Here is a 14,755-nt window from a genome sequence, read left to right on the forward strand (position 1 = left end):
GTCACACTCGCCTTCCGGGGCGGCCATGGAAGGAGGCAGCGATGAGCGCTCTGCTGCTGCTGACCAGCGCCCTCCAGTCATCGTCTGACGTGCTGCCGGGGCTGTCGCTGCTCAGCCACCAGGTCAAGGTGCTCCCCGCCGAGGGCAGTGCCCTCCTCGAGGCACCCGAGTCCGACCTCGTGCTCGTCGACGGCCGCAGCGACCTCGCCCACGCACGCGACCTGTGCCGCCTCATGCAGACCACCGGCGCCGATGTGCCGGTGATCCTGATCCTCACCGAGGGCGGGCTCTCCGTGGTCGGTGCCGACTGGGGCATGGACGACGTCGTCCTCGGCACCTGCGGTCCGGCCGAGCTCGAGGCCCGCATCAAGCTGGCGATCGGCCGCAACAGCGCCCGCCGCGACGCAAACGACCCCGACTCGCACGTGATCCGGTCCGGCGAAGTCGTCGTCGACGACGCGACGTACACCGCGCGGCTGGGTGGCCGCCCGCTCGACCTCACGTTCAAGGAGTTCGAGCTCCTCAAGTTCCTCGCGCAGCACCCGGGCCGGGTCTTCTCCCGCCAGCAGCTGCTGCAGGAGGTGTGGGGCTACGACTACTTCGGCGGCACCCGCACGGTCGACGTCCACGTGCGCCGCCTCCGCGCCAAGCTCGGCCCCGAGAACGAGACCCTGATCGGCACCGTCCGCAACGTCGGCTACCGGTTCGTCATCCCGTCCAAGAACGCCGCGCTCGGTGGCGACAAGAGCGATGACGATGACACCGACGGCGACGGGGCGGATGCCGCCGAGGCCGAGCACCCCCTCGACGCCTGACCACTCCGCCGAAAGGTCAGGTCTGGCGTGCCGAACCGTCAGGTCTGGCGTGCCGAACCGTCAGGTCTGGCGTGCCGAACCGTCAGGTCTGGCGTGCCGAACCGTCAGGTCTGGCGTGCCGAACCGTCAGGTCTGGCGTGCCGAACCGTCAGGTCTGGCGTGCCGAACCGTCAGGTCTGGCGTGCCGAACCGTCAGGTCTGGCGTGGCCGAACCGTCAGGTCTGGCGGTCGATAGGGTCAACCCATGGTCGACGTACGCCGAGTTCCACCGGATCAGTACGCAGGTGCTCCCGCCGCAGCCCTGGCTGAGCTGCTGGCCGCGTGCCGCGCGGCTGACGGGCGCGACCCCCTCGACGAGGCAGCGCGCCTCCACCTGCACAACCACGGACTGGCCGGAGCCGATCTCTGGCTCGCCGAGGGCGGCTTCGCGCTGGCCCGAGCGGGCCTTGGCGCCAGCGCACTCGACCTCGCTGTGTCCCCGGCCCATCGACGTACCGGCGTCGGGCGGGCGCTGCTCGAGACCGTGGTCGAGTCGACATCCGGAGCGATCGACGCCTGGTCACACGGCGACCATCCTGGCGCCGATGCTCTCGCGAGGACGCACGGCTTTGGCAGATCCCGCGAGCTCCTCGTGATGACGCGACCGACAACGAGCACCGACACCCACATGGACGTGGACCCCCGGATCCGCGGCTATCTCCCGACCGACGAAGCCGAGTTGCTTCGCGTCAACGCATCGGCTTTCATCGCCCATCCGGAGCAAGGCGCCATGGACGCCGACAATCTCGCCGAACGAATGGCGGAACCGTGGTTCGACCCGGACGGCTTGCTCGTCGCTACCGACCGTTCCCGCCTCCTCGGCTTTCACTGGACGAAGGTCCATCGCGGCGCACAGGGCGAGATCTACGTCCTGGCTGTCGCGCCTGAGGCGCAGGGGTCAGGCATCGGCCGCGCTCTCACCCGCGCCGGCCTCGCACACCTTGCGCGTCGCGGGTGCACTGCCGTCCATCTGTACGTCGAGGGGACCAACGCCCCAGCCATCGCGCTGTACCGCGCATTCGGTTTCGCACCCGACCACACGCACGTGCAGTACCACCGAGCGTGAGTGACCTCCACCAGACCTGACCCCTCGGCAGACCAAACCTGGCCTCTCGGCGCACCAAGCCTGGCCTCTCGGCGCACCAAGCCTGGCCTCTCGGCGGGGAGGGATCAGAGGGATCAGGACAGGCCGGCGGCGAGTGCTGCAGCGATGCGCGCAACGGCCGCGGGGCCCGAGCGACCGATGCCGACCAGGTTGAAGAACCCGTGGATCTGGCCGTCGAACCGCTCGAGCTCGACCTTGACGCCGGCAGCGGAGAGCTTGGCGGCGTAGGCCTCACCCTCGTCGCGAAGCGGGTCGAAACCGGCCGTGCAGACATAGGCGGGCGCAACGCCCTCGGGCACCGGCGCCAGCAGGACCGACACCCTCGGATCACTCCGCAACGCGACGTCCGGCACGTAGGAATCGGCGCCGAGATCCATCATCGCCTTGGTCAGGTAGAACCCGCCGCCCCCGAACTCGCGATAGCTCCCGGTCTCCGAGTCGGTCAGGTCGGTGGCCGGGTAGACCAGCAGCTGGAAGGCGAGCGGCAGGCCCTCGGCAGCTGCCGCGAGCGCTACGCCCGCCGCAAGGTTGCCGCCGGCCGAGTCGCCGCCGACAGCGAGCCGGTCCGGCGATGCCCCGACCAGCGCGGCGTTGGCAACCACCCAGCGATAGGCATCGACGCAGTCGTCGTACGCCGCGGGGAACGGGTGCTCGGGAGCGAGCCGGTAGTCGATGGCGAGCACCCGGACGCCGGCCTGCTCCGCCAGGAACCGGCACGGCGCATCGTGCGAGTCGAGGTCGCCGAAGATCCAGGCACCGCCGTGGATGAAGACGAGCAGCGCATCGGTGGGCGTCGAGGGCACGTAGAGACGCGCCCGTCGCCCGGCAACCTCCAGCGACACCACGGAGGAGATCGGCTGGTGGCCACCGACCATGCGTGCGTCGGTCAGCATCTGCACCCGCCCCTCCGGCACGGACCGCGAACCCAGAACCGGCTCGTGGAGGAGCTTCTGCAGCCGGACCGCGAGGTGCGGATCAGGGTCGAGGGTCAGGCCCTGCCGCACGATCGGCGGGCCCGTGATCACCCGCCTCACCACCGGCGGGAGCGCAAAGGCTGCACGCAGCGACTGGGTCTTCAGGGCGGCCGGGATCGAGAGGTGCACGCGCTGACGCTATCCGCCGGGAGACTGAGCCGTCACCGTGCGTTAACCCACAAGTGCCAGACTGCACCCGTGACCCAGGAAGCACTGCCCTCGCACCTCAGCGGCTCGATCGAGGAAGGTCCCGTCGACCTCCTCCCGGTCAGCACCAGCGAGACCTTCGACGTCGAGCCGCCCTACGTGCCCGGCGACGAGGAGCTCGCAGCTCTCGAGGCGTTCCCCGACCGCTTCCTCGACCGCGAGCAGTCCTGGCTGCACTTCAACCAGCGTGTGCTGGAGCTGTCCGAGGACCCGAAGCTCCCGCTGCTGGAGCGCGCACGGTTCCTGGCCATCTTCGCGAGCAACCTCGACGAGTTCTTCATGGTCCGCGTGGCCGGCCTCAAGCGGCGCATCGCCGCCGGAGTGGCCGTGCGGGCGGCCAGCGGCCACCTGCCCAAGGAGGTCCTCGAGTCGATCTGGGCAACCACCGCCGAGCTGATGGAGCGCCACGCGGCCGTCTTCCAGGACCAGATCATCCCCGCGCTCAAGAGCGAGGGCATCGAGCTGGTCCGTTGGGCCGACCTCGACCTCGACGAGCAGAAGAAGTGCAAGAAGCTCTTCAAGGAGCGGGTCTTCCCGGTGCTGACGCCGCTGGCGGTCGACCCGGCCCACCCCTTCCCCTACATCTCCGGCCTCTCGCTCAACATCGCCGTCCTGGTGCGCAACCCCAAGACGAAGAAGGAGCGCTTCGCCCGGGTCAAGGTCCCGCCGATCTTCAACCGCTTCGTGCCGCTGGGCAACCAGCGCTTCGTGCCGCTCGAGGACGTCATCGGTGAGCACCTCAAGAAGCTCTTCCCCGGCATGGAGGTCCTCCAGGCCCACACCTTCCGGGTCACCCGCAACGAGGACCTCGAGGTCGAGGAGGACGACGCCGAGAACCTCCTCGCCGCCCTCGAGAAGGAGCTCCTGCGACGCAAGTTCGGACCGCCGGTGCGCCTGGAGGTCGAGGAGTCGATCGATCCCGAGGTGCTCGACCTGCTGGTCTCCGAGCTCGGCATCACCGAGTCCGAGGTCTTCCGGCTGCCCGGCCCGCTGGACCTGCGCGGCCTCCACGACATCGCCGACATCGACCGCGAGGACCTGAAGTACGACGCGTTCGTGCCGTCCACGCACAAGCAGCTGGCGCCGGTCGAGTCGGCCAGCCCGGTCGACGTCTTCAAGACCACGCGCCGTGGCGACGTACTCCTGCACCACCCCTATGACAGCTTCGCGACCAGCGTCCAGCGCTTCATCGAGCAGGCCGCAGCGGACCCGCACGTGCTGGCGATCAAGCAGACGCTCTACCGGACCAGCGGCGACTCCCCCATCATCGATGCCCTGGTCGACGCCGCCGAGGCCGGCAAGCAGGTGCTCGTGCTGGTGGAGATCAAGGCCCGGTTCGACGAGTCCAACAACATCCGCTGGGCGCGCAAGCTCGAGCACGCGGGTTGCCACGTCGTCTACGGCCAGGTCGGCCTGAAGACCCACTGCAAGCTCGCGATGGTCGTGCGCGACGAGGTGGAGCGGGGTGGCGGCATCCGTCGCTACACCCACATCGGCACCGGCAACTACAACCCGAAGACCGCGCGCCTCTACGAGGACTTCGGCCTGCTGACCACCAACGAGGCCATCGGGCTGGACGTCGCGCACCTCTTCAACAACCTCAGCGGTTTCTCCCGCAACGCGCAGTACGACGAGCTGCTGGTCGCCCCCGACTCCGTCCGCGACGGGCTGATCGACCAGATCCACGCCGAGATCGGCCACCACCAGGCCGGCCGCCCTGCGCGCATCCGCCTGAAGGCCAACTCGGTCGTCGACGAGGCGATCATCGACGCGCTCTACCTGGCGTCGCAGGCAGGAGTGCCGGTGCAGCTGCTGGTGCGCGGCATCTGCTCGGCCCGACCGGGCGTCCCCGGCCTGTCGGAGACGATGGAGGTCCGCTCGATCCTCGGTCGGTTCCTCGAGCACAGCCGGGTCTTCTGGTTCGAGAACGGTGGCGAGCCGCAGGCCTGGATCGGCTCGGCCGACATGATGCACCGCAACCTGGACCGTCGCGTCGAGGTGCTCGTGCGCCTGCCCGGCGAGCAGCCGGTCGAGCACATCGGCGCACTGCTGGACCTCGCCTTCTCCCCCGAGACGGGCGCGTGGGAGCTCGACGGTGACGGCGTGTGGAAGCACAACGGCGGCACCGGCGACCTGCAGAAGATCCTGATCGACAAGCAGCGTCGCCGCGGACGGTCCTCTAGCAGGACGCCAGCAGCACAGGACCCTGCGTCGTCTCGCTGAGCGCGTAGGACGAGCTGGCCGCTCGGCCGTGCAGCACGACCATCCGGTCGTCCCGCTCGGCCGAGTCGAGCGTGAAGAGGTCGGGGTAGGACTCCATCTGCCCCGGATCCTCCGCGCGGGCGAGTGACTGGCGCGAGCGTGCGTCGTGACGTGCCTGGGCGACGGTCTCGAACGCGAAGCCCGCCGTCCACGCACGATCGGGGCCCAGGGCGACGAGATAACCGACCAGCGGCGAGACGCCGCCGGCCTCCTCCACCACGCGCGTCGCGGTGGCCCGCGCACCGGGATCGGCAGTGGCCATCGAGAGGGCTTCACAGGCGAAGTCGTCGACGAAACCCACGGCGGACAGCGGCTCGGTCACAGCACCCGCGAGGTCCCACGACAGTCCGCCGTCGCGAGCCGACTTCACGGCCCTCGCCAGTGCGGAGGGGCTGTCCGAGCTCAGCAGCAGGTGGTCGTCACCGAGGAACGCGACGTGCTGCAGGATCGGCTCCGCCAGATCGGGGATCCGGGCCAGCGCATCGGGTCCACCCGACCAGACGGCTCCGTCCAGCCGCCGCTTGCCGGGGTCCGCGAATCCGTGCTCCTCATAGCGCTTTGCGATGCCGTCGAGCTCCGAGGATCCGGCATCGACGATCAGGACCTGCCCGTTGCGCCCCTGTCCGAGCACCTCCCACTCGATGCTGCGCGGTCCCCAGCCGAGTTCCTCGTCCAGCGTGGGTGCCAGGCCGGCGATCACCGAGGACGAGGCGAGCTCGGAGCCGTCGAGCACGCTGGCTCCGTCACAGTGCGGCCAGGCCGTGCACCCCGCCGCGTCGGCATCCATCTCGTCGCGCACACCGGACCAGTCGGTGAAGGCGATGCGCAGGGTGTCCTTCGGGAGCAGCGAGGTCGCGCGCTCGAGGGTCGAGCCCGACCGCGGCCACGCGGCGTACAGGATCGCGGCGATGACGACCGCCAGGACGAGGAGGCCTGAGAGGAGGACCCGCGGGCGTCCTGACATCGAGTTGCGCAGGCGGTCCAGCATCGGCGAGGTCCACTCCTCAAAGCAGCAGGGTGGTGTGAGACTAACGCCATGTCGAGCACGCCCCCTCCCCGACCGGCTGCACACCCGGTCGTCGCCGCGGGCGCCGTGGTGCTCCGCAAGGCTCCCCCCGCGGGCACCGATCCGCGCGTGCTGGAGGTGCTGCTCGTCCACCGACCGAAGTACGACGACTGGTCGTTCCCCAAGGGCAAGGTCGACCGCGGCGAGCACGTGGTGACGGCCGCGGTGCGTGAGGTGGCCGAGGAGACCGGGCTCGCCGTCCGGCTGGGGCAGCCGCTCGACTCCCAGGAGTACGTCATCAGCGGTGGTCGCCTCAAGGTCGTCCACTACTGGGTCGCCCGGGTCCTCGACAGCGACGACGTCTCGGCCTACGTGGCCAACCGGGAGATCGACCAGGTCCGCTGGGTGCCGGTCGACGAGGCGCGGGAGCTGCTCTCCTACAAGTACGACCGCGCCACCCTGAAGCAGGCGGTGAAGCGCCGCAAGCGCACCACCACCGTCATCGTCCTGCGCCACGCCCACGCCCGCGCCCGCTCCCACTGGCGCACCGACGACCGGTTCCGGCCGCTCCTCAAGCTCGGCACGATGCAGGCCGACCGCCTCGTGCCCCTCCTCGCGGCGTACGACGCGACGCGGCTGGTCACTTCCAGCAGCCTGCGCTGCGTCGCGACCGTCGTCCCGTACGCCGACGCGTGCGGCCGCAAGGTGGTCACCGAGGACCGCCTCTCCGAGGAGGACGCCACCACGCGCGGCGTGACCGACCTGGTCGAGGAGCTGGTCGATGCCGACAAGCGCACGGTGCTCTGCACGCACCGTCCCGTCCTCCCGGCCGTGTTCGACGTGCTCGGGCTCGAGGACCCGCGGCTTGAACCCGGTGAGATGGTGGTCGTTCACCTTCGCCGCGGTGAAGCCGTCGCCGTCGAGCGCCACGGCGTGCGCTGAAGATCAGGAGCCTCACGTGGACGCCTTCCCCTTCCGCAAGGTCATCACGCCGGTCGTCTGCTCGCTGCTGCTCGCGGCAGGGGGCACGGCCTGCAGCGCCGGCAACGAGGCTCCGCGGGACGCGGACACGACCGACGCCGCGCTGACCGGCACGCTGACCGGCGGCGGATCGACCGCCCAGGAGTCGGCCCAGTCCACCTGGATCACCGCCCTGCGCGACGCCAACCCGGGCCTCGAGATCACCTACGAGGCTGTCGGTTCGGGCGACGGCCGCGCCAACTTCATCAACGGTGCCTACGCGTTCGGCGCGACGGACTCCGCCCTCGGCGAGGACAAGGGCGCGCTGTCCGCGGCCCGGAAGCGCTGCGGCGGCAACCCGATCCAGGTCCCGGCCTACGTCTCCCCGATCGCGGTCGTCTACAACCTCCCCGGCGTAGATGACCTGCAGCTCGACCCAGCAACCGTCTCCGGGATCTTCGCGGGCACCATCACCTCGTGGGACGACCCGGCCATCACGGCGACGAACCCGGAGTCCGACCTTCCGGCAACCCCGATCGTGCCGGTGCACCGCTCGGACAACTCGGGCACCACGAAGAACTTCCTCAGCTACCTCGCGGAGGCTGGGTCGTTCCCGGCGGATCCCGCGAGCCTCTGGCCCGTCGAGGGCGGGATCGCCGCCGCCGGCACGTCGGGCCTCGTCGGCGCGGTGTCCCAGGACGAGGGCACGATCGGGTACGCCGACAACTCGGCCACGAAGGGCATGCAGGTTGCCCGGCTGAAGGTCGGATCCGCATTCGTCGTGCCCTCGGCCGAGGGCGCTGCCAGACTCCTGTCGATCTCCCGCCCGGCCGGGGCGTCCGCACGCGACCTGGCGCTCGACCTGGCCCGCGCGACCGACGACCCCTCGGCGTACCCGAACGTCCTCGTGTCCTACCTCCTCGCCTGCCCGACCTACGACGACCCGGCCACGGCAAGGCTGGTCAAGGCGTACCTGACCTACGTCCTGTCGGAGGACGGCCAGAAGACGGCCGCCACCGAGGCCCGTTCCGCACCCCTCGAGCGCGACATCGCCAACAGGGCCCAGCTGCTCGTCGACAAGATCGCCTGACTGCCATGCCGCGAAGTGCGGCATGCCGTCAAGGTCTAGACCGGCTCGTTCACGTGATCGCCGTCTCACGCACGCTCAAGCGTGGCCTTGGCGCCCAGAACCGTTCATCGCTCGTTCACCTGCACCCGCAAAGTCGGACACCTGCCCTCCTTAGGTTCGCCGGGACAGTTCAACTCAAATGCATCAGGAGAATGAAGTGAACGCCACTTCCATCCGCCGGGCGACCGCCCCGGCCCTGGCCCTCGCGGCCCTCTCGCTCTCGCTCGCCGCCTGTGGTGGCGAGTCCGAGCCCAAGGCTGGCGACGCCGAGCAGGTCACCGGCTCGGTCGCCATTGACGGTTCCTCGACCGTCTACCCGATGAGCATCGCCGCCCAGGAGCTCGTCGGCGAGGAGCAGCCGGGCATCAAGGCCACGGTCGGCGAGTCCGGCACCGGCGGCGGCTTCGAGAAGTTCTGTGCCGGCGAGACCGACATCTCCGACGCGTCGCGCCCGATCAAGACCGACGAGGAAGCCCCGGTCTGCGAGAAGGCCGGCATCAAGTACACCGAGCTCCAGGTTGCCACCGACGCGCTGACGATCGCCGTCCACAAGGACCTCGCCGTCGACTGCCTCACCGTCGACCAGATCAGCAAGCTCCTGATCCAGGGCTCGAAGGTCACCAACTGGAACCAGCTCGACAAGTCGTTCCCGGACCAGAAGATCTCGTTCTTCATCCCCGGCGAGGACTCCGGCACGTACGACTACATGGCCAACGACGTCTTCGACAACGAGTCCGAGAAGCTGCGCACCGACGTTGAGTCCTCCGAGAACGACAACGTCCTGGTCCAGGGTGTCTCCGGCACCAAGGGCGCCGTCGGCTTCTTCGGCTACTCCTACTTCGAGGAGAACGCCGAGACGCTGAAGGCCCTCGAGGTCGACGGTGGCGAGGGCTGCGTTGCTCCGTCCGCCGACACCGCGCGCGACGGTTCCTACACCCCGCTCGCCCGCCCGCTGTTCATCTACACGAACAACGCGTCGTACACCGACAAGCCGGCCGTCAAGGCGTTCACCGACTTCTACATCGAGAACCTCGAGACCATCGCTGAGGAGTCCGGTTTCATCGCGCTCAGCGACGAGCAGTACACCGCCACCAAGGACGCCCTCGCGGCGATCAAGTGACCTTTACCTCGGAGCACTTCCGAGGTGGGTTCGATAGGACAAACTGTTGGCCATGAACGCCACCAACCCAGCTGGCCCGCCCCGTGTCGGGGCGGGCCAGCCCGGTGTTCCGGATCTGTCTCACAAGGTCCGGCCCGGGGAATCCGTCATCAAGGCCGCGCTGGTCACCGCCGCAGTGCTCTCTGTCGCGATCACCTTCGGCATCCTGTTCGCGCTCATCGAGCCGGTCATCCAGTTCTTCCGCAACGTGCCGCTCGGTGACTTCTTCGCGCTGGAGGACAACCCGGGCGCACAGGTCGGCGCCGCGGTCTTCCCGTGGATCGCCGCGACCCTGGAGGTGACCGCGATCGCCCTCGTCGTGGCGGTGCCGCTCGGCCTCGGAGCCGCGATGTACCTCTCCGAGTACGCCTCGCCTCGCGCACGTAAGGTGCTCAAGCCGACGGTCGAGCTGCTGGCCGGCGTCCCGTCGGTTGTCTACGGCTTCTTCGCCCTCACCTTCGTGACCCCGACGCTCCTCAACAAGATCCTCAACCTCGAGGTCAACTTCACCAACCTGCTTGCCGCGGGCGTCGTGCTCGGGGTGATGATCATCCCGACCATTGCCTCGCTCGCCGAGGACGCGCTCACCGCGGTGCCGCACGCTCTCCGGCAGGGCTCGCTGGCCATGGGCGCCAACAAGATGCAGACCACGCTCCGCGTCGTCCTCCCCGCGGCGATCTCGGGAGTCTCGGCCGCGATCGTGCTCGGCATGTCCCGCGCCATCGGCGAGACCATGATCGTCGCCCTGGCCGCCGGCTCCCAGAAGCAGCTGACCCTCAATGTCACCGAAGGCGCCCAGACCATGACCGGCAAGATTGCCCAGACCCTGGGCGGCGAGGCCGCGGTCGGCTCCGACAAGTACTACCTGCTCTTCGCGATCGGCCTGACGCTCTTCTTCATCACCCTGGCGATCAACGCGATCAGCATCACCCTCGTCCGTCGTTTCAGGCAGGCCTACTGATGAGCACCGCTACCACCACCGCACGCGAGGTCACGCAGCTGGGTGCCGGTCGCAGCCGGGACCGCTCGACCGGGTCGCTGGTCTTCCTGGGCGCCCTGTGGTTCTCGCTCTTCTTCGGCGTGGCCGTGCTGGCCACCCTGATCATCGATACCGTCATCTCGGGTGCTCCCCGGTTCGACGCGAACCTCTTCACCGAGTACCAGTCGACGATCCGCGAGGAGAGCACCGGCTTCCGCGCCGGCATCCTCGGCAGCCTCTGGCTGATGGTCACGACAGCCATCATCGCTGTGCCCCTGGGCATCGCCGCGGCGCTCTACCTGGAGGAGTTCGCGGACAACAACAAGTGGTACAACCGGCTGATCGAGCTGAACCTGCAGAACCTCGCTGCGGTGCCGTCGATCATCTACGGCATGCTCGCCGTCGCGGTGATGGCCCTGTTCAGTGTCCAGCGCACCGGCACCGTCATCGGCGGCGCCCTCGCCCTCGCCCTGCTGATCCTCCCGGTCATCATCATCACGACCCGGGAGGCCGTGCGTGCGGTCCCGACCGAGATCCGGCACGGCTCACTCGCACTCGGTGCCACGGTCTGGCAGACCACCTGGCGCCAGACGCTGCCGTCCGCCATCCCGGGCATCGCCACCGGCACGATCCTCGGACTCTCCCGCGCCATCGGTGAAGCTGCTCCGCTTCTCGTGGTCGGTCTCGCGACCGTCCGGTTCGACCCGACGGGCCTGACCTCGGAAATCACCGCGCTGCCGATGCAGATCTACAGCCTGGCGTCCGAGTCCAAGCCCGAGTTGCAGACCGCAGCCAGCGCCGCCATCGTCATACTGCTCGTGATGGTGCTCGGACTGAACGCACTCGCAATCATCATCCGTAACAAGTTCACCCGATCCTGGTGAGGAATCCGATGTCTCAGACCCCCAACACCTTCACCATCCGCCCCGGAGGCGATGGCGACAAGCACGTCGAGACCCTCGCGGCGGCCCACTCCGAGGCCGAGCGGGTGCTGCCGGACCTCCCGCCCGCACCGGTCATCGAGGCTTTCAACCTCAACGTCTTCTACGGCAACTTCCACGCCGTGCACGACGTGAACCTCTCGTTCGGCAAGAACGAGATCACCGCCATGATCGGTCCTTCGGGCTGTGGCAAGTCGACCGTTCTCCGATGCCTCAACCGGATGAACGACCTGGTGCCCGGCGCGCGCGTCGAAGGTGAGATCACCTACCACGACCAGAACATCTACGCGAAGGGCGTGGACCCGATCGCGGTCCGCACCCACATCGGCATGGTGTTCCAGAAGCCGAACCCGTTCCCGAAGTCGATCTACGACAACATCGCCTACGGCCCCCGGGTCACCGGCATGAAGGTCGACAGCATGGACGACCTGGTCGAGCAGTCGCTGCGCAGCGCGGCACTGTGGGACGAGGTCAAGGACAAGCTCAAGCAGTCGGCGTACGGCCTCTCGGGTGGCCAGCAGCAGCGCCTCTGCATCGCACGGACGATCGCCACCAAGCCCGACGTCATCCTGATGGACGAGCCCTGCGCCTCGCTCGACCCGATCGCGACCTCGAAGATCGAGGACCTGATGCTCGAGCTTCGCGAGGACTTCACCATCGTCGTCGTCACGCACAACATGCAGCAGGCGGCCCGCGTCTCCGACCGCACGGCGTTCTTCACCGCCCGCCCGGATGAGACCACCGGCAACCGCACGGGCCTGCTGGTCGAGTTCAACAAGACCTCGACCATCTTCACCAAGCCCAACGACCAGCGCACCGAGGACTACATCTCCGGTCGCTTCGGCTGAGCAACCCTGTGGGCGATAGTCCCTAACGAAAAGCGCCTCTCCTGGCTCAGGGGAGGCGCTTTTCGTTAGGGACTACAGCGGTGGGTCGCGGGTCCTGTGGAGAGCCGGATGCGGGCGCGCACCATCTGACGCACGCTCGACCAATGACTCCGGACGTGCCGCCTTGGTGGGCGAACCCATGCCGGGAATCCGTGGTCTGGCCGGCACGGATCGACCCCAACGGGAATGACGGGCCCACGCGCCATCAGGCCCGCCGATCGCACTGGCGCCCGACCAGCCATGGGCTCTACGTGCCCGCCGATGTGGAGGTGACGCCTGAGCAGCGCATCGCCGAGGCGCGTCCGCTCCTCCCCCGGCCGTTCGCGGCCGTGACCGGATGGGCGGCGCTGCGATGGCTCGGATCCGCATGGCTCGACGGGTCAGGCAGGCGGCCCGACGAAGAGCTCGATGTGCAACTGGTCACCGGTGGATTGCATGCTCGCCCTCAGCAGGGCTTCGCGATCAGCGAGGAGCGGCTGAGCTGGACTGACCTGATCGATGTCGACGGTCTCAGGATCACCCGCCCCGTGCGGTCGGTCTGTTTCCTGATGCGTTACGCGGCTGGTGTCCGCGAGGCGGTGCGCGCCCTCGACCTCGCGGCGTACAACGACCTTGTTTCCATCGCCGAGGTCCGCAAGTACGCCGACGGGCTGGGTGGGTGGACCGGCATGCCGCAACTCCGCGCCGCGCTCGAACTGGCTGACGAGAACGCTTGGTCGCCACGCGAGGTCGACCTGAGGCTGATCTGGGAGCTCGACGCTGGCCTCCCCCGTCCGCTCTGCAACGTGCCGATCTTCGATCTCCGCGGCAACCTGATCGGGGCGCCGGACGTCCTGGACCTGGAGGCAGGAGTGGTGGGCGAATACGACGGCGCGCTCCACCTTGAGGGTGCCCAGCGCACCCGCGACGTACGCCGCGAAGCGCTGTTCCGAGGACACGGTCTGGAGTACGTGACCATGCTCAGCTCGGATCTGCCTGACCCGTCTGGAGTAGTCGGTCGCATTCTCGCGGCACACCGACGGGCCAGCCGACACGACAAGGGCGAGCGAACATGGACGGTCCAGCCACCCGCGTGGTGGACACCCACGTTGACCGTCGACCAGCGCCGCGCGCTCACTACAAGTCAGCGCGAGCGGTTCCTGTCCATCCGCCGGCGCGCCGCATGACCCCCGGTAGTCCCTAACGAAAAGCGCCCCATCCGTGTCAGATGAGGCGCTTTTCGTTAGGGACTACCAGGAGACGGAGAGCCGAGGGTCAGAGGACCTCGAGCAGCAGGTGCGCGATCCAGTAGCAGCAGCCCGCGATCAGGGCGGCGGCCGGGAAGGTCGACACCCAGGCAACGACGATCGACTTCGCGACACCCCAGCGCACGGCGGAGAAGCGCTTGGTGGCGCCCACGCCCATGACGGCCGAGGTGATCGTGTGGGTCGTGGAGATCGGAGCCTCGAAGACGTACGCCGTGGAGTAGAGCACCGACGCGGCCACCGACTCCGCAGCGAACCCACGGGGCGGGTCGAGGTGGATGATCCGGCGGCCGAGGGTGCGCATGATCCGCCACCCGCCGGCGTAGGTGCCCAGCGAGATCGCGGTCGCGGCCACGATGATGACCCAGATCGGCAGGTCGTCACCCTCGGACACGAAGCCACCGGCGAGGAGCGCCAGGAAGATGACACCCATCGTCTTCTGGGCGTCCTGGAGTCCGTGCCCGAGTGCCATGGCGGCCGCGGAGACGGTCTGGGCGACGCGGAAGTTGCGGTTGGCCTTGGCCGGGTTGATGCGCCGGAAGATCCACATGATCGCCAGCATCACGGCGAAGCCGAGGCTGAAGGCGACGAGCGGCGACAGGATCATCGGGATGACGACCTTGTTGACGACCGTGTCCCAGTTGACCGCGACGCCACCGGCGATCGCGGCGCCGCCGAGGCCACCGATCAGCGCGTGCGAGGAGGACGAGGGGATGCCGAAGTACCAGGTCAGCAGGTTCCAGGAGATCGCGCCGAGCAGTCCGGACATGACGATGATCAGCGCGTGCACCGTCACCGAGGTGCTCGCATCACCCGCCAGCGTCGCGTCATCGAACTGGATGACATCGGCGACCGTGTGGGCGACCTTCTGGCCGAGGAACGCACCGATGAAGTTCATGACCGCGGCCATGATCAGGGCCACGCGCGGCGTCAGCGCACGCGTCGACACCGAGGTGGCGATGGCGTTGGCGGCGTCGTGGAAGCCGTTGGTGTAGTCGAAGATCAGGGCGACGGCGACTACCGCGATGATGATCGCGAGTTCCACCGG

13 protein-coding genes are annotated in these 14,755 nt (G+C 68.6%); 10 read left to right on the plus strand and 3 right to left on the minus strand.

Annotated features, from left to right (window positions below):
- Nucleotides 1-41 precede the first annotated feature (41 nt).
- Nucleotides 42-815: a response regulator transcription factor gene (locus tag D4739_RS03845; protein ID WP_120059340.1), complete on the plus strand. Its 774-nt coding sequence runs from the start codon at nucleotides 42-44 to the stop codon at nucleotides 813-815.
- Nucleotides 816-1,059: 244 nt separating this feature from the next.
- On the plus strand, nucleotides 1,060-1,920 hold the full coding sequence (gene mshD / locus D4739_RS03850) for a mycothiol synthase (RefSeq protein WP_120059341.1): 861 nt from the start codon (nucleotides 1,060-1,062) through the stop codon (nucleotides 1,918-1,920).
- A gap of 113 nt (nucleotides 1,921-2,033) precedes the next feature.
- On the opposite strand, the gene D4739_RS03855 is transcribed toward mshD, so the two are convergent.
- On the minus strand, nucleotides 2,034-3,062 hold the full coding sequence (locus D4739_RS03855) for an alpha/beta hydrolase (RefSeq protein WP_120059342.1): 1,029 nt from the start codon (nucleotides 3,060-3,062) through the stop codon (nucleotides 2,034-2,036).
- Nucleotides 3,063-3,170: 108 nt separating this feature from the next.
- On the opposite strand from D4739_RS03855, the gene D4739_RS03860 reads away from it, so the two are divergent.
- Complete coding sequence (locus D4739_RS03860) at nucleotides 3,171-5,363, plus strand: RNA degradosome polyphosphate kinase (RefSeq protein ID WP_182920468.1); 2,193 nt, start codon at nucleotides 3,171-3,173, stop codon at nucleotides 5,361-5,363.
- Here the strand turns inward: D4739_RS03860 and D4739_RS03865 are convergent.
- A complete protein-coding gene (locus D4739_RS03865) occupies nucleotides 5,320-6,390 on the minus strand; it encodes a hypothetical protein (protein WP_120059344.1) in 1,071 nt (356 codons plus the stop codon). The genes D4739_RS03860 and D4739_RS03865 overlap by 44 nt on opposite strands.
- A gap of 48 nt (nucleotides 6,391-6,438) precedes the next feature.
- Between D4739_RS03865 and D4739_RS03870 the strand changes: the two genes are divergently transcribed.
- The 7 genes from D4739_RS03870 to D4739_RS03900 all read left to right on the plus strand — a co-directional run bounded on the left by D4739_RS03870 (nucleotide 6,439) and on the right by D4739_RS03900 (nucleotide 13,629).
- On the plus strand, nucleotides 6,439-7,350 hold the full coding sequence (locus tag D4739_RS03870) for an NUDIX hydrolase (protein WP_120059345.1): 912 nt from the start codon (nucleotides 6,439-6,441) through the stop codon (nucleotides 7,348-7,350).
- 16 nt (nucleotides 7,351-7,366) lie between these two features.
- Nucleotides 7,367-8,458 carry a phosphate ABC transporter substrate-binding protein PstS gene (locus D4739_RS03875; RefSeq protein WP_120059346.1) on the plus strand — a complete coding sequence of 364 codons (1,092 nt, stop codon included), beginning with the start codon at nucleotides 7,367-7,369 and terminating at the stop codon, nucleotides 8,456-8,458.
- A gap of 196 nt (nucleotides 8,459-8,654) precedes the next feature.
- The gene (locus tag D4739_RS03880) at nucleotides 8,655-9,617 is read left to right on the plus strand and encodes a PstS family phosphate ABC transporter substrate-binding protein (protein WP_238473509.1); all 963 of its coding nucleotides are present in this window, start codon (nucleotides 8,655-8,657) and stop codon (nucleotides 9,615-9,617) included.
- Between the two features lie 52 nt (nucleotides 9,618-9,669).
- Nucleotides 9,670-10,617, plus strand: a complete 948-nt coding sequence (gene pstC, locus D4739_RS03885; protein ID WP_120059348.1) for a phosphate ABC transporter permease subunit PstC — start codon at nucleotides 9,670-9,672, stop codon at nucleotides 10,615-10,617.
- Nucleotides 10,617-11,519, plus strand: coding sequence for a phosphate ABC transporter permease PstA (gene pstA / locus D4739_RS03890; RefSeq protein ID WP_120059349.1), 903 nt, complete (start codon nucleotides 10,617-10,619; stop codon nucleotides 11,517-11,519). The genes pstC and pstA overlap by 1 nt, the downstream gene beginning before the upstream one ends.
- 8 nt (nucleotides 11,520-11,527) lie before the next feature.
- A complete protein-coding gene (gene pstB / locus D4739_RS03895) occupies nucleotides 11,528-12,424 on the plus strand; it encodes a phosphate ABC transporter ATP-binding protein PstB (RefSeq protein WP_120059350.1) in 897 nt (298 codons plus the stop codon).
- 290 nt (nucleotides 12,425-12,714) lie between these two features.
- Nucleotides 12,715-13,629, plus strand: coding sequence for a hypothetical protein (locus D4739_RS03900; RefSeq protein ID WP_147384791.1), 915 nt, complete (start codon nucleotides 12,715-12,717; stop codon nucleotides 13,627-13,629).
- 88 nt (nucleotides 13,630-13,717) lie between these two features.
- On the opposite strand, the gene D4739_RS03905 is transcribed toward D4739_RS03900, so the two are convergent.
- Nucleotides 13,718-14,752 (minus strand): inorganic phosphate transporter, encoded by a 1,035-nt coding sequence (locus tag D4739_RS03905; protein WP_120059352.1) that lies wholly within the window; start codon nucleotides 14,750-14,752, stop codon nucleotides 13,718-13,720.
- Nucleotides 14,753-14,755: the final 3 nt, after the last annotated feature.

The sequence above is a fragment of the Nocardioides cavernaquae genome (genome assembly GCF_003600895.1).
In the GTDB taxonomy this organism is placed as follows: domain Bacteria; phylum Actinomycetota; class Actinomycetes; order Propionibacteriales; family Nocardioidaceae; genus Nocardioides; species Nocardioides cavernaquae.